The organism is Kribbella steppae, from assembly GCF_004342025.1.
Taxonomy (GTDB): Bacteria; Actinomycetota; Actinomycetes; order Propionibacteriales; family Kribbellaceae; genus Kribbella; species Kribbella steppae.
Genome location: NZ_SLWN01000022.1, coordinates 44,327 through 62,487, shown reverse-complemented (window position 1 = coordinate 62,487; position 18,161 = coordinate 44,327). Strand labels below are relative to the sequence as shown.

Genomic DNA, 18,161 nt, shown 5'->3' with positions numbered 1-18,161 from the left:
ACTTCGTTCGGTCTCGTCAGCAATCAACTTCAGCGCTGAAACGGCTCGCCGCTCGGCGAAGCGCGCGAGATCCACAGGTTGCGCATCCGCGGAAACACCTGCTTCTGACTTCGCCTGTGCGCCCAACGCCTCGGATGCCTCGGCCGCTCCCTCTTCCCATCGCCTGACTGAGGAGTTGCTCCGCCTCGGCGGAGGCCTGGAGAGCCTGGGTCAGGAAGTCCTCCATCAGATCTCGGTGACCGCTCGCGGCAATCAGCGCGTGTGCGGCGTCCAAGCACTTGACTGCCGACCTGATCAGACCGTCTGCCTGCTCGATCACGCCCGCGTTGACATACACCCTCCCGTGAGGGCACTTCCGGATCACGTCGTCGACAGCGCGCGCTGTCGCGCTTCCATCTGCGGGCCCGGAGGTCGACATGATGATTGTCGAACATCGCTGCTCACCTGGAAGATCTGGATCGCCGCAAGTGATAACTCCCCAGACCTTCGCCTTGCCTGTACTCTTTTTGAGCCACCAGCCTGCCCGCCGCGCGCGACTCAAAGCATTCTGCGCTTCCGGGCGCGAATGCGCTTGCCACTGGTTGTCAGGAGAAGTCCAGCCGGCTTGATTCATCCGTCCCCCATCAACGTTCCCTGCCCCAAGAGGACAGGGTACCGGACGCTTGCCTATGTTGCTGCAGCGAGAATCCGCCAGGTAAACAAACCAGCTCCGCCGGAAACTGTTAGGACGACATAGCAAGGGATCGAACGATTGCTGTTTTCGTCAGAAGCCGTCAAGTTCCACCACAGACTGATCAGCCTTTGCGCGCGGCCTTCACCAGGTGGCCGAAGGCGACCGAGCGGTCCGGGGAGTAGAACAGGTCCTGGCAGGTGGTCAGGGTGATGATCGACTTCGTCGGGGTCTCCTGGGGCTTGCCGGGGACAGGCTCCAGCACCCAGTTGTCGGCCGGCTTCACGGTCAGATCGCGTGGCGACCCGTCCAGCTCGTAGGTATAGACGGCGTCCGCGGTCTCGACGATCACCTCGTCACCCTTGCGCAGCTCGAGCAGCTTGCGGAACGGCGAACCGTGCGTGACCCGGTGCCCGGCGATCGCGAAGTTGCCCGGCCGGCCCGGCAACTGGGTCTGCGGATAGTGCCCGATGCCGTGAGCAAGGTCGTCCGTTCCGACCCCTTCTAGGACAGGTTTCTCCCAGTCCGTGCCGAACTTCGGGATCCGCAGCAGCACGATCGGCACACCGGTCGTGGACGCCGCGCTCGTGGCCGGCACCGGCTTCTGCCAGTGCTCGCGCAGGGAGTTCTCCGCCTCGCCCATCTTCTGGTTGGAGGTGATCCCGGTCCCGACGTACTGCCAGCCGACCCAGCCGAGCAACCCGAGCCCTGCCACCAGCAGGACGATCCCCAGCCCCCGCACAACACCCCGCGTCATGGCGATAAGTATGCAGATGAACTGCAAAGGCTGTGTACGACGTGTCGATGGACGCCGGTGGTTGCCCGGGACGACGATGTGGACGATCGTCGAAGGTGGAGGTGTGCCGTGAAGGCACTGGTGAAGGCTGAGGCGAAGCCCGGTCTGTGGTTGCAGGACGTCCCGGAGCCGAAGATCGAGGCCGACGAGGTGCTGATCAAGGTGCTCCGGACGGGGTTGTGCGGCACCGACCTGCACATCCAGAGCTGGGACCACTGGGCGCAGAAGAACGTGCCGGTGCCGATGGTGACCGGGCACGAGTTCTGCGGTGAGGTGGTAGAGATCGGCGTCGGTGTCCGCGACATCGCTGTCGGTGACCTGGTCAGCGGCGAGGGTCACCTGGTCTGCGGCCGCTGCCGCAACTGCCGGGCCGGCCGCCGCCACCTGTGCATCAAGACCCGCGGGCTCGGAGTCCACGTACCGGGCGCCTTCGCCGAGTACGTCGCGCTGCCCTCGAGCAACGCCTGGGTCCACAAGGATCCGGTCGACCTGGATGTCGCCGCGATCCTCGATCCGTTCGGCAACGCCGTACACACCGCATTGTCGTTCCCGCTGGTCGGCGAGGACGTGCTGATCACCGGCGCCGGGCCGATCGGCGTGATGGCCGCGGCGGTCGCACTGCACGCCGGTGCGCGCAACGTGGTGATCACCGATCTGTCGGAGTACCGGCTGGATCTGGCCCGCAAGATCGGCGTCACTCGCGCGGTCAACGTGGGCGAGGAGTCGATCGCCGACGCACAGCAGAGCCTCGGCATGCGGGAGGGGTTCGACGTCGGGATGGAGATGTCCGGGCAGCCGGCCGCGCTGCGGGACATGCTCGCGAACATGACCCACGGCGGCCGGATCGCGATGCTCGGGTTGCCGTCGGACGAGATCGCGATCGACTGGAGCATCGTGGTGCTCAACATGCTGACGATCAAGGGCATCTACGGCCGGGAGATGTTCGAGACCTGGTACTCGATGTCGGTCATGCTGGAACGCGGCCTCGACCTGACCCCGGTGATCACCCACCGCTTCGGGTACGGCGACTTCGAGCAAGCCTTCGACGTCGCGCGGCAGGGGCACTGCGGCAAGGTGATCATGGACTGGACGGCTGAATCTCTGGAGGAGAAGCACTGATGTTCGGGCGGATGCGGGACGACCTGACGGCGACCATCGGCGAGATCCGGGACGCCGGGCTGTACAAGTCCGAGCGGGTGATCACCTCACCCCAGCAGTCACTGATTTCCGTTGCTTCAGGCAAAGAGGTCCTGAACTTCTGCGCGAACAACTACCTCGGTCTGGCCGATCACCCCGAGGTGATCGCAGCCGCCCGTACGGCCCTGGACCAGTGGGGCTTCGGGATGGCGTCGGTGCGCTTCATCTGCGGCACCCAGCAGATCCACAAGGACCTGGAAGGTGCACTGAGCAACTTCCTCGGTGCCGAGGACACCATCCTCTACAGCTCCTGCTTCGACGCGAACGGCGGTCTGTTCGAGACCCTGCTCGGCGCCGAGGACGCGATCATCTCCGACGAGCTCAACCACGCCAGCATCATCGACGGCATCCGGCTGTCGAAGGCCAAGCGCTATCGCTACAAGAACCGCGACATGGCCGACCTCGAGGCCCAACTGAAGGACGCCGCCGACGCCCGCTACCGACTGATCGCCACCGACGGTGTCTTCTCCATGGACGGGTACGTCGCTCCCCTCGACGAGATCTGCGACCTGGCCGACCGGTACGACGCCCTCGTCATGGTCGACGACTCGCACGCGGTCGGTTTCGTCGGCCCCGACGGCGCCGGCAGCCCGTCCCTGTTCGGGGTGAAGGACCGGGTCGACGTTCTCACCGGCACTCTCGGCAAGGCTCTCGGTGGCGCGTCGGGCGGCTACGTCTCCGGCCGCCGCGAAATCGTCGAGCTGCTCCGCCAGCGCTCCCGCCCCTACCTCTTCTCCAACTCCCTGGCCCCGTCGGTGACCGCAGCCTCCCTGAAGGCTCTCGAACTCATCGGCGGCACCACCGCCCTCCGCGACAAGCTCAAGGCCAACACCGCCCTCTTCCGCACCAAGATGACCGAGGCCGGTTTCGACGTCCTCCCCGGCGACCACCCGATCTCCCCCGTCATGATCGGCGACGCCGCCGAGGCCGGCCGCCTGGCCGACAAACTCCTCGAGCTGGGCGTCTACGTCATCGGCTTCTCCTACCCCGTCGTCCCCCACGGCAAGGCAAGAATCCGAGTCCAGCTCTCCGCCGCCCACTCCACCGAAGACGTAGAGCACGCCATCGCCGCCTTCATCGAGGCCCGCGCCGCCCTCGCGGTTAGCTGACTCGCGGGGTCGCAGCCGTCAGTCGAGCGGGACCGGTGCTCTCAGGACCTGCTCGAGCTGGGCGGCGACCGCGTCCAGGTCCTGGGTCATCGTCTCCTGTCGGCCGGCGGCCAGCAGGGCCTCGATCTGACCCCGTGCTGCTCGTACGGCGTCTCGCAGGTCGAGCGCCCGAGCTTGAGCGACATCGTCCGGTGCCGATGGCTCGAGAGCGGTCAGCCGGTCCTCCACCGCGGCAACCCGGCTCTCGGCGAGATTCCAGCCGCCGGCGACTTCCGCGAGCGAGCCCAACTGGCGGAGTCGGGGGATGAGCCCGCGGGCGAACCAGGCCACCTCGTCCTCGGCTGCCGCGAGTTCATCCCGCCACTCCCGCCGATGGCTGGCTCTCACCAGCAGCGGAACGGCCACTGCAAGCGCGACCAGCAGCGCCACGAGCAGCCACGACAACCAGGCGGGTGCGCCGTCCGACTCGGCCGAGGTGGGCTGGACCGACGGCGAGGTGGTCTGTAACGGGTCAGCTGTGGGTGCCGTCTCGGTCGGCGACGTGGTCTCCTCGGGTGCGGATGACTCGGTGCGGGTTGGCTCCGGCGCCGACTGAGTCGGCGACGGGGCCGCCACGGCTTCAGATGACCGGGTTGGTTCCGGCGCCGTCTCCGTGGGAGACGTGTTCCCCTCGCGTCCCGGTGACCGGGTGGGCTCGGAGCTGGACGACGTCTGCTCGGGTTCCGGTGACCGGGTGGGCTCGGAGGTGGACGAAGTCTGCTCGCGTTCCGGCGTGCGGGTGACTTCCGGGATCGTCGCCGTCGCGGACGGCAGCGAGGACGGCGTGCGTGTTGACGCAGTGGACGGCCGCTCAACGCCGCCGGTCTCTCCGCAGGAGGCGAGGAGCAGGGCGACCACCGCCAGACCAGCGGCTCGCATCATCAGCGGCAACGAGCCCGCCCTCGCTTCCTTGGTCATCCTTTGACCCTCTCGTCGACGTGCTGCGGCTCTGCCCACTCAGACGAACATCGCACCCTCTGCCTCACCTCGGACTCATCCACCTGGGGCGATATTCGCTAGGGTGAGCCGGTTCGGTCTGGGTGAGGGAGCATCGTGCGTCGAGTGCTGGCAGTTGTGGGTGTCGTCGGGCTGTTGAGTGTCGCCGGGTGCGGTGGGGGTGAAGAGCCGCCAGTTGATGTTGCGAACTCGAGTGCGGCGCCGTCGCCGAGCACTACGCCGGCCCCGGTGCGGAGTGTTCCGCTGGTGACTGCGAAGCCGGCGCAGCTGAGTGTGGTTGCGGCAGGGAAGCGGTACCTGGAGGTGACTCGGCCGTACAACGTGGCGCTGGAGCGCTTCGAGAAAGCGGCCAACAGCGGTGCGTCCGTGGCGACGCTGCAGGCCCGTGCCCGAGCTGTGGCCGCGGCGAACCTGACCGAGTCGCGGCAGCTCCGGGCGATTGCCTGGCCGACCAAGGTGGCCACGCAGATCCGGGCGCTGGCGACCGCAGATGCAGCGGCCCGCCCGCATTGGTTGCGGGTCGCCGCCGCCGACAGCGTGTCGGCGATGGCGAAGCACGTCCGGCTCGCCTCGGCGGAGGGTGGCAAGGCGCCGGCCGCCGAGATCCGGCGCCTGCTCGGTCTCCCGAAGTACGACGAGAAGGACTACAGCTGACGTTGTCGGTGCTCGCGGGCAGGATGTGGGCATGGCAGTTCTGAGTGCGAAGGCGGTCAATCGGGCGACGCTGGCTCGGCAGCTGTTGCTGGAGCGGGCGGATGTGTCGGCGGCGGAGGCCGTTGGGCGGTTGGTGGGGATGCAGGGGCAGGAGCCGAAGCATCCGTACGTCGGCTTGTGGTCTCGGCTGGACGGGTTCGCGGAAGAGCAGCTGGATCAGGCCGTCGAAGCGCGGGAGGTCGTTCGGGCGACGTTGTTCCGGGGGACGTTGCACTTGGTGACCGCCGAGGATTATCTGCGGTTCCGCACGACCTTGGCGCCGGTGCTCGAGGCGGGGTTGCGGATGCTCAAGGAGCGGGGTGAGGGGCTCGAGCCGGAGAAGGTGGTCAAGGCAGCGCAGAAGTTGCTGGCCAAGGAGCCGTTGACATTCACCGAGGTGCGGGACGCGTTGCAGAAGGAGTTCCCGGCGGTCAACGAGCGAGCGCTCGGGTTCTGCACCCGGATGATGGTGCCGCTGGTGATGTACCCGACCGGCACCCGCTGGGGCTGGCCGGCGAACGCACGCTTCACGCCGGCCGAGGCCTGGTTGAGCGGAAAGCTCAACCCGAAGGCGGTGCCCGAGGAGCTCGTCGTTCGCTATCTGGAGGCGTTCGGTCCGGCCACCCCGGCCGACTTCCAGACCTGGTCCGGGCTCCCGAAGGCGAAGCCGGTGTTCGACGGCCTCGAGCTCGAGCAGTTCACCGACGAGGCCGGCAAGACGCTGTACGACGTACCCGATGCGCCGCGGCCGGATCCGGACACCCCGGCGCCGGTGCGGTTCCTGCCGGAGTTCGACAACCTGCTGCTCGCCCACGCGAAACGCGAGCGGATCATCGCCGACGAGCACAAGCCGGCCGTGTTCACCAAGAACCTGCGGGTCAAGGCGACGTACACCGTGGACGGCCTGGTCGCGGGCCTGTGGACGGCGGAGAAGAAGCGTGGTGTGGCGACTCTCACGCTGACCCCGTTCGGGCGTACGACGAAGAAGACCGCGACCGAGCTGGAGCGTGCGGGAGCCGGGCTGGTGCGGTTCCTGGAACCGGATGCGAAGACCCACGAAGTGGTTACGGCCAGTTGATGAGGTTGTTGTCACACGTCGGATGACTGGGCCGAACCCCCTCGGCCCGGTGGAATAGACGAATGAGCACAGTCCCCACCATCACTCTGGACAACGGCGTCGAGATCCCGCAGCTGGGCCTGGGGGTCTGGCAGATCGAGGACGACATCGTCACCGACGTCGTGACGACCGCGTTCGAGGCCGGCTACCGGCATGTCGACACCGCGGCGATCTACGGCAACGAGGCCGGCGTCGGGCGGGCGATCGCCGCATCCGGCCTCCCCCGCGACGACCTCTTCATCACCACCAAGCTGTGGAACAGCGACCAGGGGTACGACACCACCCTGGCGGCGTTCGACGCGAGCCTGGAGCGGCTCGGGCTCGAGTACCTCGACCTGTACCTGATCCACTGGCAGTCGCTGCAGAAGGACAAGTACGTCGAGACCTGGAAGGCGTTCGAGCAGCTGTACGCCGACAAGCGGATCCGCGCGATCGGGGTGTCGAATTTCCACGAGCCGGCGCTGCGGCGGCTGTTCGACGAGACCACGATCCGGCCGGCGGTGAACCAGATCGAGCTGCACCCGGCACTGCCGCAGGACGAGCTGCGCGCGTTCAACGCGGAGAACGACATCATCACCCAGGCGTGGAGCCCGCTGGCCCAGGGCGAGCTGCTCGGTCAGCCCGCGCTGAAGACGCTGGCCGACAAGCACGGCAAGACGCCGGCCCAGGTGGTCATCCGCTGGCACCTGCAGCTCGGCAACGTGGTGATCCCGAAGTCGCAGACCCCGAGCCGGATCCAGGAGAACTTCGCCGTCTTCGACTTCCAGCTCGACAACGACGACATGGCCGCCATCGCCGACCTCGAAACCGGCGTCCGCACCGGCGGCGACCCCGACGTCTTCGGCTGAGTCAGACCAGCTCGAGGAAACGGGCGAGGACGGGCGAACGGTTGTCCGGCGACCAGGCGACGGAGAGTTGCCACGATGGCAGGTCGTCGGACAACTCGCGGTAGACGACCGCGTCCGGGTTCGACGGCGGGGTCGGGCCGATCAGCACCGAGACCCCGAGCCCGGCCGCCACCAGCGACACGATCGTCTGTACGTCGGCCGCCTGTTGGTCGATCCGCGGCGTGAATCCGGCCGCGCGGCAGTAGCCGACGATCGTGTCGTGGACGGCAGGGCCACTCAAGCGCGTGTAGAAGACGAACGGGTCCTCCGCGAGCTCCTCCAGCCGGATGCGCTTCCGCCGTGCCAGCCGGTGCCGCGCCGGAAGCACGGCCACCAGCGGATCGTTCGACACCACCCTGGTCAGCAATCCGTTCGTGCGGCCCGCCGTGGTCCGCGCGCCCTCCGGGGTCGTCGGGCGGATCAGCCCGACGTCGATCCGGCCGTCGCGCAACGCCTCCGTCTGCCGGATCGTCGTCAGGCTCTCCAGATCGAGCACCACCTCCGGGTACGCCTGCCGGAAGGGACCCAGCAGCCGCGGCAGCGCCTCGAACGTCGCGGACTGGACGAAGCGCAGCCGCAACGTCCCGAGCTCGCCGCGCTGGGTCCGCTGCGCCGCGCGGACCGCCTCGTCGGATCGTCGCAACAGGTCCTGCGCCTCGGCCAGGAACGTCTCCCCGGCCGCGGTCAGCACGAAGCGGCGTCGTACCCGGGCGAACAACTCGACACCGAGATCGCGCTCGAGGGCGGCGATCTGGCGGCTCAGTGAGGGCTGGGTCAGATGCATCCGGGTCGCGGCCCGACCGACGTTCAGCTCCTCGGCCACCACCACGAACGATCTGAGCTGGCGCAGTTCCATGGCCTCGATCATGCACCAAACACATCAACTTCGCGAGAAGATTTCATTGGACGCATGAAGGGGTGAGTCCTTACCGTCGAAGGGACGAAAGGAACCCCCGTGAACTACATCCCGTTCTCGATGATCAAGGCGATCCACGAGCAGACCCACTCAGCACACCCGAACGCACCGGTCATCCCGCACAGACCGGCGCGGCCACGCCGCCACCCGGTGCGCGCCGTCCGCCGCCTGTTGCAGGCCCGAGGTGCGTTGCCGCAGCCGGCCCAGTCCGCGCCGGTGCAGTCCGCGCCGGTGCAGCCCGCACCGATGCTGACGCTGGTGCCCGGTACCGATCACGAGCTGTGCGAAGCTGAGGTTCGTGATCGAGGTACGACGACTGCGAGTGCTGCGCGCGCTTGCTGATCACGGCACCGTGACCGCGGCCGCCGAGGTGCTGCACCTGACGCCCTCGGCGGTCTCGCAGCAACTGGCCGCCCTGGAGTCCGAGGTCGGCCAGGAACTGCTCGAACGCCGCGGCCGCCGGGTCGCCATCACCTCGGCCGGCCGCCTGCTACTCGCCCACACCGACACCATCCTCACCGAGGTCGAGCGGGCCGAAGACGCCATGCGGCTGCACGCGAACGGCGCGAACGGCGAGGTCCGCGTCACCGCGTTCGCGACCGCGATCAGCCTGCTCGTCGCTCCCGCCCTCGCCCGGCTCCGCGAAACCAACCCCGGCCTCGACCTCGTCATCCGCGATGCCGAAGGCCACCAAGGCATCACCCAACTGCTCGACGGCGACGCCGACATCGCGATCGCCGTCGAGCATCGCGGGTCGCCTCGCCCGGACGATCAGCGCCTGGTCCGGATCCCCTTGTACGCCGAGCCGTTCGTCGCCGTCCTCCCGCCGTCGCACCCGGCCGCCTCGGCCGACACGATCGAGCTGCCGATGCTCGCCGCCGACGACTGGGTGATGCCGTCGCCCGGCAACCCGATCCGCGACGTCGTCCTGCTGGCCTGCGAACAGGCCGGTTTCCAGCCCCGAGTCGTCCATCAGTCCGACGACTTCCGCGCCGTCGCCGCCCTGGTCGCGGCCGGCGGCGGTGTCTCGCTCGTACCGCGCCTCGCCGTACCGACGCTCGCGGTGATCCGTCCGCTGACGGAGCCGGTTCCCACCCGGCGCGTGTACGCCGCCGTCCGCCAGAGCCGGGCCGATCACCCGCTCGTCACCGCGACTCTCGCCGTACTGACCGAGGTCGCCGAGAAGCTCTGACTCAGCCCAGCCGAGCGGCCGCGGCGCGGGTGAGTTTCTCGAAGTTGGCCGGCGCCACGCCGTCGCCCATCTCGCGGAAGGCCAGGACGGAGACGACGTTGCCCTTGCGAGTGACGGCGTACGGGAAGCCACCGGGCTCGCTGCCGGGGTCCGACGGGAGCGGGTAGTCGTACCAGCGCAGGATCGCGGTCGCGTCGCCGAGCGGCAGCGTCCGGTTCTCGGTCATCTTGCGCGCGTGCGTGGGCGCGGGATCGAGTGCCTTGCAGGACTTGATGGTCGCGATGATCTTGTCGTACGCCGCCTTGGCCGCCCGCACGTCGTCGTACCGGGTCAGCCACTGGCCGCCGGACGCGTCCAGCTCGGTGGTGAAGTTCCGGTTCAGGCTCCCGCGGACGCCATTGCTTCGGATCGACGACGGACCGCAGATCGGGTCGGCCGAGCCGGTCGTCGTGATCCAGCCGCGGTTCGGATCCGCCTTCGCGACGTCGGGTCCGGTCAGCAGCATCGACGTCCGCAACTGCACCGCCGCCGGCTTGGTGGTCGGAGTCGGCACCATCGTCGGCGTCTTCACCGGCTCCGGAACCGACCGCTCCGGCGTCGTACTGGGTGTCATGCTCGGCGTCGCACCCGCGTTCCCCGCCGGCGTCCCCCCGGTGGCTTCATTGCCGCAGGCCACCAAACCCAAGGCCAGCCCGATCAGCCCTGCGGTAGCGGTCACCCGCCGCACTCCCCGTCCGTACATGTCTCCAGCCTTTCCCCCTAGATGTGCACCCTTGGACGCAGGCAACACCGAGTTGGTTGGGCCGTGATGAGGTCTTAACCGCGGCGGCGACCGTCCAGGCCGATGGTGGAGACGCGGGCGATCAGGGTTCGGGGGATGTAGCGGGCGGCGGCGGTGAGGAGCTTGTAGCGGAAGGTCGGGATCGAGATCGCCTTGCCGCGCATCAGGTCCTTCCAGGCAGCCGCGACCATGTCGTCGGCATCCAGCCACATGAAGGACGGGATGACCGACTTGTCCATCCCCATCCGGTCGTGGAACTCGGTGTGCACCAGCCCCGGGCACAACGCCATCACCGCGACACCCTTCGCGTGCAGCCCGGTCGCCAGCCCGGCGGAGAACGTCGTCACCCAGGACTTGTGCGCGCTGTAGCTGCCGCGCTGCAGGAATCCGGCGACCGACGACACGTTGATCACCGCACCCGACCCGCGCTCGATCATCGGCAGTACGGCGGCATGCGTCAGCCGCATCACGACGCGCACCAGCAGGTCGAACTGCTTCTCCTCGACCTCGACCGGGTTCGCCCAGAACGGCTTCTTCAGCCCGAAGCCGGCGTTGTTCACCAGGACCTCGATCGGCCCGGTCCGGAACCGCTCCTCCACCCGGGCAAGGTCTCCCGGGTCGGTCAGGTCGGCCGCGAGTACCTCACAGGCGATCCCGTGCACGCGGGTGAGCTCGGCGGCGGTGTCCTTCAGCCGCGCCTCGTCCCGCGACACCAGCACCAGGTCGTAGCCCTCCAGCGCCAGCCTGTCCGCGAACGCCCGTCCGATCCCGGTCACCGGCCCGGTGATGAGCGCAATCGCCACGTTCTCCCATCCTCCCGTAGGTGCCAGGGCCCAGTCTGTCACTACTCTGGTGGGGTGCTGACGGATATCGACACCTGGGTGCTGGATCTCGACAACACGCTCTACCCCGCCGACTCGGCCCTGGCCGCGCAGGTAACGCACGGCATCTTGTCGTCGGTGGCCGAGTTCTACGGCACCGATGTGGTCGGCGCCCGGCAGATCCAGGCCGACCTGGTCGCGGAGTACGGCACCTCACTGCGCGGTGCGATGACGACGCGGAACATCGATCCGCACGAGTTCCTCAGCTTCGAGCGGCGGATCGACTATTCCGTGCTCAGCCCGGACCCGGCCCTCGCCGCCGCCCTCACTGCCCTCCCAGGTCGTTGCTTCGTCTACACGAACGGGTCGGCGTACCACGCCGAACAGGCGCTCCGGCAGCTCGGCCTGACCGCCTGCTTCGACGGCATCTTCGACATCCTCGCCGGCGACCTGATCCCGAAGCCGTACGAGGAGAGCCTCGACGCCTTCCTGACCCGCTTCACCGTCGACCCCGGCCGCGCCGTCATGTTCGACGACCTCCCGGTCAATCTGGAGGTGCCGAGGGCTCGAGGCATGGCCACCGTCCTGGTCGGCGGACCACCGGCGGCCGGCAACGGAGCGTCGTACCGGGAGGTCGGGGTGCGGCAGTGGCAGGTCTGGGATCTGCCGTCCTTCCTTCACTCCTTGACGGCGCCGGCGGTCAATCCCTCCACGATGTAGCGGCTGGCGACGGCGAACAGGATCATCGTGGGCACGATGCTCAGCACCGCCGCGGCCGACATCGAACCCCAGTCGATGTTGTAGCTGCTGATGAACCCGTTCAGCGCAGCCGGGATGGTCTTGTTGCTGTCGCTGTTCAGCAGCGTCACGGACAGGAACAGCTCGTTCCAGCAGTTGACGAAGTTGAAGATGTACGACGCCGCGATCCCCGGCGTCATCACCGGCACCAGCACCCGGAACAACGCGGACAGCCGCGAGCACCCGTCCACCATCGCGGCCTCCTCGAGCGAGGCCGGCACGTTCTCGAAGAACCCGCGCAGCATCACCGTGCACAGTGGGATCGACATCGCGACGTACACCAGGACCAGGCCCCAGCGGTTGTCGACGAGGTACAGCCGCGTCATCAGGATGTAGAGCGAGCCGAGCGCGATGAACCCGGGGATCATCTGCGTGACCAGGAACGCGCCCATCACCGCGCCCTTGGAGACGAACTCGAACCGGGCCAGCACGTACGCCGACAGCAGTGAGACCACCGTGGCGAGTGCGGCCGCGACCGTCGACACGATCAGGCTGTTGCCGACGAAGACGCCGAAGTTCGACTGGTCGAACAGACCGCGGTAGTTCTCCAGGGACCAGGTCCCCGGCCAGTACTTCAACGGGTACGCGAAGATCGTGCCGGGATCCTTGAACGACGTGATCAGGATCCAGTACAGCGGGAACACCGTGATGATCAGGCAGATCCCGAGGCCGCCGAACTTCACGATCCGGCCGGCCAGGGTTTCGGAGCGGATCATGCGAGCCCCTTCCTGCCCGGACGGGATGGTCGCGGCCGGATCGCCATCAGGTAGAAGACCGCGAACAGCATCAGCACGAAGACCACCATCACGCCCATGGCCGAAGCGCGTCCGTAGTCGCCCTCCTGGGTCACCTGAATCATGTACGACGTGACGATGTGCGTCTCGTTCGCCGGGCCGCCGCCGGTCATGCCGAAGATCAGTTCGGGCGAGTTGAAGATCCAGATCACCCGCAGCAGCACGGTCAGCGCCAGCGTGGTCCGGATCGACGGGATCGTGATGCTGAACAGGGTTCGGACCTTGCCGGCACCGTCGATCGCGGCCGCCTCGTACAACTCCTCCGGCACGCCCTGCAGTGCGGCGAGGATCATGATCGCGAAGAACGTCACGCCGTACCAGACGTTGGCGATGATGACGGAGACCATCGCGTAGCGGGCATCGGCCAGCCACGGTACCGGGGTGTCGATCAGGTGTGACTTCATCAGCAGGTCGTTGACCACGCCGAACTCACCGTTGAACATCCAGCGGAACAGGATGCCGATCAGGAACCCCGACACCGCCCACGGGAAGAACACCAGCGCCTGGTAGGCGCCGCGGAAGCGGAACCGCCGGCGCAGCCACATCGCCATCGCGAAGCCGATCAGGAACTGCGGCACCAGCGAACCGACCACCCAGACGATCGAGTTCGCCACCGTGCCGCGGAACATCTGGTCGTCCAGCAGGGTGCGGAAGTTGTCCAGCCCGACCCACGAGGTGTCCGACAGGTCGTTCAGGTTGTAGTTCCGGAACGCCATCTGGATCCCGCTCAGCAGCGGGTAGTAGGTGAACACCCCGACGAACACGATCGCCGGCAACATGAACGCCAGCAGCACCAACGCCGTCCGCCCGGACCACCGCCGTCTACCGGAGACCGGCCGCCTCGTGGCGGGTGGCTGCAGAGCCGGCCGGTCCGTTTCAGTCAGGGACATCGCAAGCCTCGATCCGTGGGTCCTGGCAGCCGCGAGCAGGTGCTCGGCGGAGTGCAGCGCAAGGCGGAGGGCGAGGCTCGGAGTGGGGTTCTCCGTGCCTCGTGCTCCAACGCCGCGATGTGCCCGCCGAGTGCCGCGCAGCGCGGCAGGACCCACGGATCGAGGCTTAGTTCCCGGCCCATTTCTTCGTCCAGTAGTCGTCCCAGCTCTTCAGGATCTCGGCGGGCTGGGCCTTGCCGGTGATCATCTTCTGTACGTCGGCATCGGACTTGTTGCCCCACTCCGTCGACCACGGAACACCGCGCGGCTGGGTCACCACGATGTAGGTGTCGGGCGACTCGTTCATCGCCACGTACGACGCCCACGGGCCGTCCTTGAAGAACGGGTCCTCGGCCGCCGACTTCAGGATCGGGACCAGGCTGTTCTCCTTCGAGAACGTCATCGCGGCGTCGCCGGAGGTCAGGAACTTGATCAGCTTCACGGCCTCGGGCTTGTGCTCACTGCCCTGCGCGACACCCCAGCCCGCGTTCGCCAGCGGCTGTGCGGCCTTGCCGGTCGGTCCGACCGGCAGCGGCGCCGTACCCCACTGGTCTTCCTTGATCGTCTTGGACTGCTTGACGGTCGCGATCACCTCGGGGTCCTGGAGCAGGAAGCCCGTCGTACCGGAGGTGAAGCCCTGCACCATCTCCGGGTAGCCCCAACTGACCGACGACGGCGGGGAGGCGCTCTTGAACAGGTCGACGTACAGGTTGAGCGCGTCGACCGCCTTCGGCGACGAGAAGATCGTCTTGCCGCTGGTCAGTTTGAACGCGTTGTCGCGGTTGATCTCGTCGATCACGTACCCGGAGATGATCGCGATCGCGTTGCCGCCGGCCCCGAGCCCGCCGCGGAACGAGTAGCCGTAGACGTTCTTCGACGGGTTGTTGATCTTCTTCGCCTGCTCGACCATCTCGGCCCAGCTCTTCGGTGGGCCGCTGAACCCGGCCTGCTGCACCAGGTCCTTGCGGTAGAACAGCGACAGTCCGTAGAAGCCGTACGGGACCATGTACGACTTGCCGCCCTCCTGGGCGACCTTGAGCGCGTTCGGCGTCAGCGCCTGCAGTCCGTCCCAGCCCTTCAGGTCGGGCGTCATGTCGTAGATCCACTTGTTGGTCGAGAACGGACCGACGGTGGTGTCCCGCACTTCCAGTACGTCGACGCCCTTGCCGGACTGCAGCATCTGCTGGATCTTCTGGTCCGCCTGGTTGGTCGGCGGCGAGATCAACTGCACCTTGATGCCGGAGTTCTTCGACTCGAAGTCGGCGATCAGCTTCTTCAGCAGCGTGGTCCGGGTCGGGTTCGTCAGGCTCTCGACCATCTGCAGCGTGACCTGGCCTTCGGCCTTCTCGGCCGGGCCGGGGCCACAGGCGGACAGCAGCAGCGCGGCGGCGGTCGCCGCGGCGGCGAGAGATGCGAACATCGTGCGTGGTCGGTGGGACATGGCGCTTCTCCTAGCGGATGTAGGCCCAGGGGAGGGCATCAGAGGTCGGCGCGGACATCTGATGAATTGGTCGACCGCTCCTCGCACCCTAGTGACCGTCGCGCGGGAATGACAAGGTTTCGGCGAAGATGTGACCACAAGTGGTCTGAGGACTTACTCTTCAGATGAGTCGTCAGCGACTCTTCGGGTGAGGTGTCCGCGACGAGGAGGTACGAATGGCTGCCACCGACAAGGCGCTGGCCGGCCTGCGCCAGATGATCGCGTCCGGCGAGCTCGGACCGGGAGCGAAGTTCCCGCCCGAGCCCGAGCTGTGCGACCACCTCGGCGTGTCCCGCAGCTCGCTGCGCGAGGCGGCCCGGTCGCTGGCGGCGCTCGGCGTGATCGAGTCGCGGCACGGCTCCGGCACGTACGTCTCGGCGCTGGACCCGGCCGAGATCATCAGCCGGTTCTCGTTGTCGGTCGAGCTGATCCCGCTCGAGGGCGTGCTCCAATTGATGGAGGTACGCCGGGTGCTCGAGGCGCACGCGACGGCCGCAGCCGCCGCCCGGCAGGATCCGGACCTGGAGAAACTCCTGGGTGAGATCCTCGACCGGCTCGAGGCTACCTCCGACGCGACGGAGATCCAGCAGTTGGACGCCGAGTTCCACGGCGCGATCTGCACGGCCGGCGGGAACCCGACCGTCACCGCACTCACCGGCGTGATCCGCGGCCGCGGCGGCCACTACCGCATCTTCGAGCCGGGCGCGGAGTTCGACGCGATCAAGCAGACCAGCGACCGCGGCCACCGCGCCATCCTCTCCGCCATCGCCCGCCGCGACCCGGCCGCGGCCGCTACCGCCGCCTCCGCCCACATCGCCCAGACTGAGCTCTGGCTCCGCGCCCTCCGCCCCGAGCCGCAGGTCGATCCACCCACGGACTGAGGGGTGATCGATTCTTTCTATTTTTCGTCGAGATCTTGCAGACCGTTGTTCGTCTGCGTAACCTCCAGGCGCCGGCTGTTCGTCTGGAGGGGATCCGCCAATGTCCCGATCACACCTGCGTGCCGTGGCAGTCGCACTGGCGACCGCCCTGCTCGGTGCAGTGCTCACCACCCCGGCCGCCGCCACGCGTCCGGCCCCGCGGATCACCCGCGCCGGACTCGACCCGGCGCTCGTCGCAGGACGCGGCGCGGAGGTCGCCTTCGTCGAGCAAGAAGCCGAAAACGCCTACCACACAGGCGAAAGGATCGGACCGAGCCGTGAGGCGTACACACTCCCGGCTGAGGCTTCCGGACGAACCGCCGTACGCCTCACGTCAACGCAGTACGTCGAATTCACCCTGACCGAGCCCGCGAACGCGTTGACCCTGCGCTACAGCATTCCGGACGCACCGGCGGGTGGCGGCATCCGGGCGCCGCTCGACGTAGCCGTGAACGGCAAGCACAAGCAGACGATGACGCTGACGTCGGAGTACGCCTGGCTGTACGGCATGTACCCGTTCTCCAACGACCCGAATGTCGACCCGATCCCCGGTTGGTGGAAGCCCGAGCCGGATCCGGTCGCCAAGCCGTTCCGGCCGAACCACTTCTACGACGAGCAGCGGCTCCTGCTCGGCCGGACGTACAAGGCCGGCGACCGGGTCCGGTTCGCCGTACCGCGGAACACACCCGCTGCCTGGTACGTGCTGGACCTGGCCGACTTCGAGCTGGTCGGCGCACCACTGCAGCAACCACGGAAGTCGTTGTCGGTGCAGTGGTTCGGCGCCGACCCCACCGGACGACGCGACGCGGCACCTGCGATCGAGCGGGCGATCGCGGCGGCCAAACGGATCGGCTGGTCGGTGTTCATCCCGCCAGGCACCTACCAGGTCAACCGGCACATCGTCGTCGACCAGGTGACCATCCGCGGCGCCGGCAACTGGTGGACGATCATCAAGGGCAAGGTCCTGCCGCTGCCCGAGCCCGCGCCGGACAAGTCGGTGCACAGCGCGCCCGGTTTCTACGGCCGGTACGCCGCGGACGGCGGCAGCACCGGCGTCCAGCTGGCCGACTTCGCGATCGAGAGCGACGTCCGGGAACGGATCGACACCGACCAGGTGAACGGGATCGGCGGCGCGATCGGCGGCGGCTCGACGATCGAGAACCTCTACCTGCACCACACCAAGGTCGGCATCTGGCTGGACGGCCCGATGGACGGGCTGCTGATCCGGAACACCATCATCACCGACGCGATCGCCGACGGGATGAACCTGCATCTCGGCGTCTCGAACGTCCGGGCGACGAACAACTTCATCCGCAACAGCGGTGACGACGGGCTCGCGATGTGGTCGGAATCGAACCCGGACGGGCTGGTCAACCACGACAACGTCTACGACCACAACACCGTGCAAACGCCAGTGCTGGCCAACAACATCGCCATCTACGGCGGCAAGGACAACGCGATCACCGACAATCTGGTCGCCGACCCGATCCGCGAGGGCAGCACGCTGCACGCGGGATCGCGGTTCAACTCCACGCCGTTCGAGGGCACGCTGACGTTCGCCCGCAACACCACCGTCCGCGGCGGTCCGCGCGATCTGAACTGGGACCTCGGCCTCGGCGCGATCTGGTTGTACGCACTGCAGTCGACGATGGCCGGCCGGATCGAGATCACCGACAGCTCGTTCCTCGACTCGACGTACAACGCGATGCTGTTCGTCGTCGACTGGCCGGTGAAGGACGACTACGCGATCACGAACGTTGCCGTGAGCAACATCAAGGTCGACGGCACCGGGACCAACGTGGTCAACGCCCGGGTCGGCGGCTGGGCGACGTTCGAGAACGTCGACGCGCGCAACGTCGGCGCGCCGTTCGTGAACAACTGCGGCACGTTCCAGTTCGACGGTACGCCGGAGTTCGACGTGCGCCTGTTGTCCGGGAACGACGGCGGCTGGACCGGCGCGACCTGGTGCGAAGACCGGCCGGCCGTCGTACCGCCGCCACCGCCGTCCCCTTGGAACTGATCGTGCCGCTGCGGTGACCCGCCGTAGCCCGCTGTCGGTCCTGCC

The 18,161-nt window shown here is 67.7% G+C and carries 18 protein-coding genes; 10 read left to right on the top strand and 8 right to left on the bottom strand.

Going from position 1 to position 18,161, the window contains the following annotated elements; translation table 11 throughout:
• Positions 1-794: 794 nt before the first annotated feature.
• Positions 795-1,427, bottom strand: a complete 633-nt coding sequence (locus EV652_RS40950; RefSeq protein WP_242002313.1) for a class E sortase — start codon at positions 1,425-1,427, stop codon at positions 795-797.
• A gap of 108 nt (positions 1,428-1,535) precedes the next feature.
• Here EV652_RS40950 and tdh point away from each other — a divergent pair, with 108 nt between their 5' ends.
• On the top strand, positions 1,536-2,585 hold the full coding sequence (tdh, locus tag EV652_RS40945) for an L-threonine 3-dehydrogenase (protein WP_132215921.1): 1,050 nt from the start codon (positions 1,536-1,538) through the stop codon (positions 2,583-2,585).
• The gene (locus EV652_RS40940) at positions 2,585-3,772 is read left to right on the top strand and encodes a glycine C-acetyltransferase (RefSeq protein WP_132215918.1); all 1,188 of its coding nucleotides are present in this window, start codon (positions 2,585-2,587) and stop codon (positions 3,770-3,772) included. Before tdh ends, EV652_RS40940 begins: the two co-directional genes overlap by 1 nt.
• 18 nt (positions 3,773-3,790) lie before the next feature.
• Here the strand turns inward: EV652_RS40940 and EV652_RS40935 are convergent, their stop codons facing one another.
• A complete protein-coding gene (locus tag EV652_RS40935) occupies positions 3,791-4,729 on the bottom strand; it encodes a hypothetical protein (RefSeq protein ID WP_132215915.1) in 939 nt (312 codons plus the stop codon).
• A 285-nt stretch (positions 4,730-5,014) separates the two neighbouring features.
• Here EV652_RS40935 and EV652_RS40930 point away from each other — a divergent pair, with 285 nt between their 5' ends.
• The 3 genes from EV652_RS40930 to EV652_RS40920 all read left to right on the top strand — a co-directional run bounded on the left by EV652_RS40930 (position 5,015) and on the right by EV652_RS40920 (position 7,426).
• Entirely contained in the window at positions 5,015-5,422 is a 408-nt protein-coding gene (locus EV652_RS40930) for a hypothetical protein (protein WP_132215912.1), read from the top strand.
• Positions 5,423-5,453: 31 nt separating this feature from the next.
• Positions 5,454-6,539 carry a winged helix DNA-binding domain-containing protein gene (locus EV652_RS40925; RefSeq protein WP_132215909.1) on the top strand — a complete coding sequence of 362 codons (1,086 nt, stop codon included), beginning with the start codon at positions 5,454-5,456 and terminating at the stop codon, positions 6,537-6,539.
• Positions 6,540-6,601: 62 nt separating this feature from the next.
• Positions 6,602-7,426, top strand: coding sequence for an aldo/keto reductase (locus EV652_RS40920; protein ID WP_132215906.1), 825 nt, complete (start codon positions 6,602-6,604; stop codon positions 7,424-7,426).
• Between the two features lies 1 nt (position 7,427).
• On the opposite strand, the gene EV652_RS40915 is transcribed toward EV652_RS40920, so the two are convergent.
• A complete protein-coding gene (locus EV652_RS40915) occupies positions 7,428-8,321 on the bottom strand; it encodes a LysR family transcriptional regulator (protein WP_158441530.1) in 894 nt (297 codons plus the stop codon).
• A 99-nt stretch (positions 8,322-8,420) separates the two neighbouring features.
• Here EV652_RS40915 and EV652_RS40910 point away from each other — a divergent pair, with 99 nt between their 5' ends.
• Together EV652_RS40910 and EV652_RS40905 are read left to right on the top strand one after the other, a co-directional pair.
• A complete protein-coding gene (locus tag EV652_RS40910) occupies positions 8,421-8,723 on the top strand; it encodes a hypothetical protein (protein WP_132215900.1) in 303 nt (100 codons plus the stop codon).
• Positions 8,680-9,573 (top strand): LysR family transcriptional regulator, encoded by an 894-nt coding sequence (locus EV652_RS40905; protein WP_132215897.1) that lies wholly within the window; start codon positions 8,680-8,682, stop codon positions 9,571-9,573. Before EV652_RS40910 ends, EV652_RS40905 begins: the two co-directional genes overlap by 44 nt.
• 1 nt (position 9,574) lies before the next feature.
• Here EV652_RS40905 and EV652_RS40900 read toward each other — a convergent pair whose 3' ends face one another.
• Positions 9,575-10,291, bottom strand: a complete 717-nt coding sequence (locus EV652_RS40900) for a hypothetical protein (RefSeq protein ID WP_132215894.1) — start codon at positions 10,289-10,291, stop codon at positions 9,575-9,577.
• 98 nt (positions 10,292-10,389) lie between these two features.
• Positions 10,390-11,157, bottom strand: coding sequence for an SDR family NAD(P)-dependent oxidoreductase (locus EV652_RS40895; protein WP_132215891.1), 768 nt, complete (start codon positions 11,155-11,157; stop codon positions 10,390-10,392).
• 54 nt (positions 11,158-11,211) lie between these two features.
• On the opposite strand from EV652_RS40895, the gene EV652_RS40890 reads away from it, so the two are divergent.
• The gene (locus tag EV652_RS40890; protein ID WP_132215887.1) at positions 11,212-11,895 is read left to right on the top strand and encodes a pyrimidine 5'-nucleotidase; all 684 of its coding nucleotides are present in this window, start codon (positions 11,212-11,214) and stop codon (positions 11,893-11,895) included.
• Here the strand turns inward: EV652_RS40890 and EV652_RS40885 are convergent.
• The 3 genes from EV652_RS40885 to EV652_RS40875 all read right to left on the bottom strand — a co-directional run bounded on the left by EV652_RS40885 (position 11,853) and on the right by EV652_RS40875 (position 15,137).
• Positions 11,853-12,689, bottom strand: coding sequence for a carbohydrate ABC transporter permease (locus EV652_RS40885; protein ID WP_132215884.1), 837 nt, complete (start codon positions 12,687-12,689; stop codon positions 11,853-11,855). The genes EV652_RS40890 and EV652_RS40885 overlap by 43 nt on opposite strands.
• Positions 12,686-13,657, bottom strand: a complete 972-nt coding sequence (locus EV652_RS40880) for a carbohydrate ABC transporter permease (RefSeq protein ID WP_132215881.1) — start codon at positions 13,655-13,657, stop codon at positions 12,686-12,688. The genes EV652_RS40885 and EV652_RS40880 overlap by 4 nt, the downstream gene beginning before the upstream one ends.
• Positions 13,658-13,823: 166 nt before the next feature.
• Positions 13,824-15,137, bottom strand: a complete 1,314-nt coding sequence (locus tag EV652_RS40875) for an ABC transporter substrate-binding protein (protein WP_199238691.1) — start codon at positions 15,135-15,137, stop codon at positions 13,824-13,826.
• A 215-nt stretch (positions 15,138-15,352) separates the two neighbouring features.
• Here EV652_RS40875 and EV652_RS40870 point away from each other — a divergent pair, with 215 nt between their 5' ends.
• Together EV652_RS40870 and EV652_RS40865 are read left to right on the top strand one after the other, a co-directional pair.
• Complete coding sequence (locus EV652_RS40870) at positions 15,353-16,057, top strand: FadR/GntR family transcriptional regulator (protein WP_132215878.1); 705 nt, start codon at positions 15,353-15,355, stop codon at positions 16,055-16,057.
• Positions 16,058-16,157: 100 nt separating this feature from the next.
• Positions 16,158-18,116, top strand: coding sequence for a glycosyl hydrolase family 28-related protein (locus tag EV652_RS40865; protein WP_132215875.1), 1,959 nt, complete (start codon positions 16,158-16,160; stop codon positions 18,114-18,116).
• The last annotated feature ends 45 nt before the right edge of the window (positions 18,117-18,161 follow it).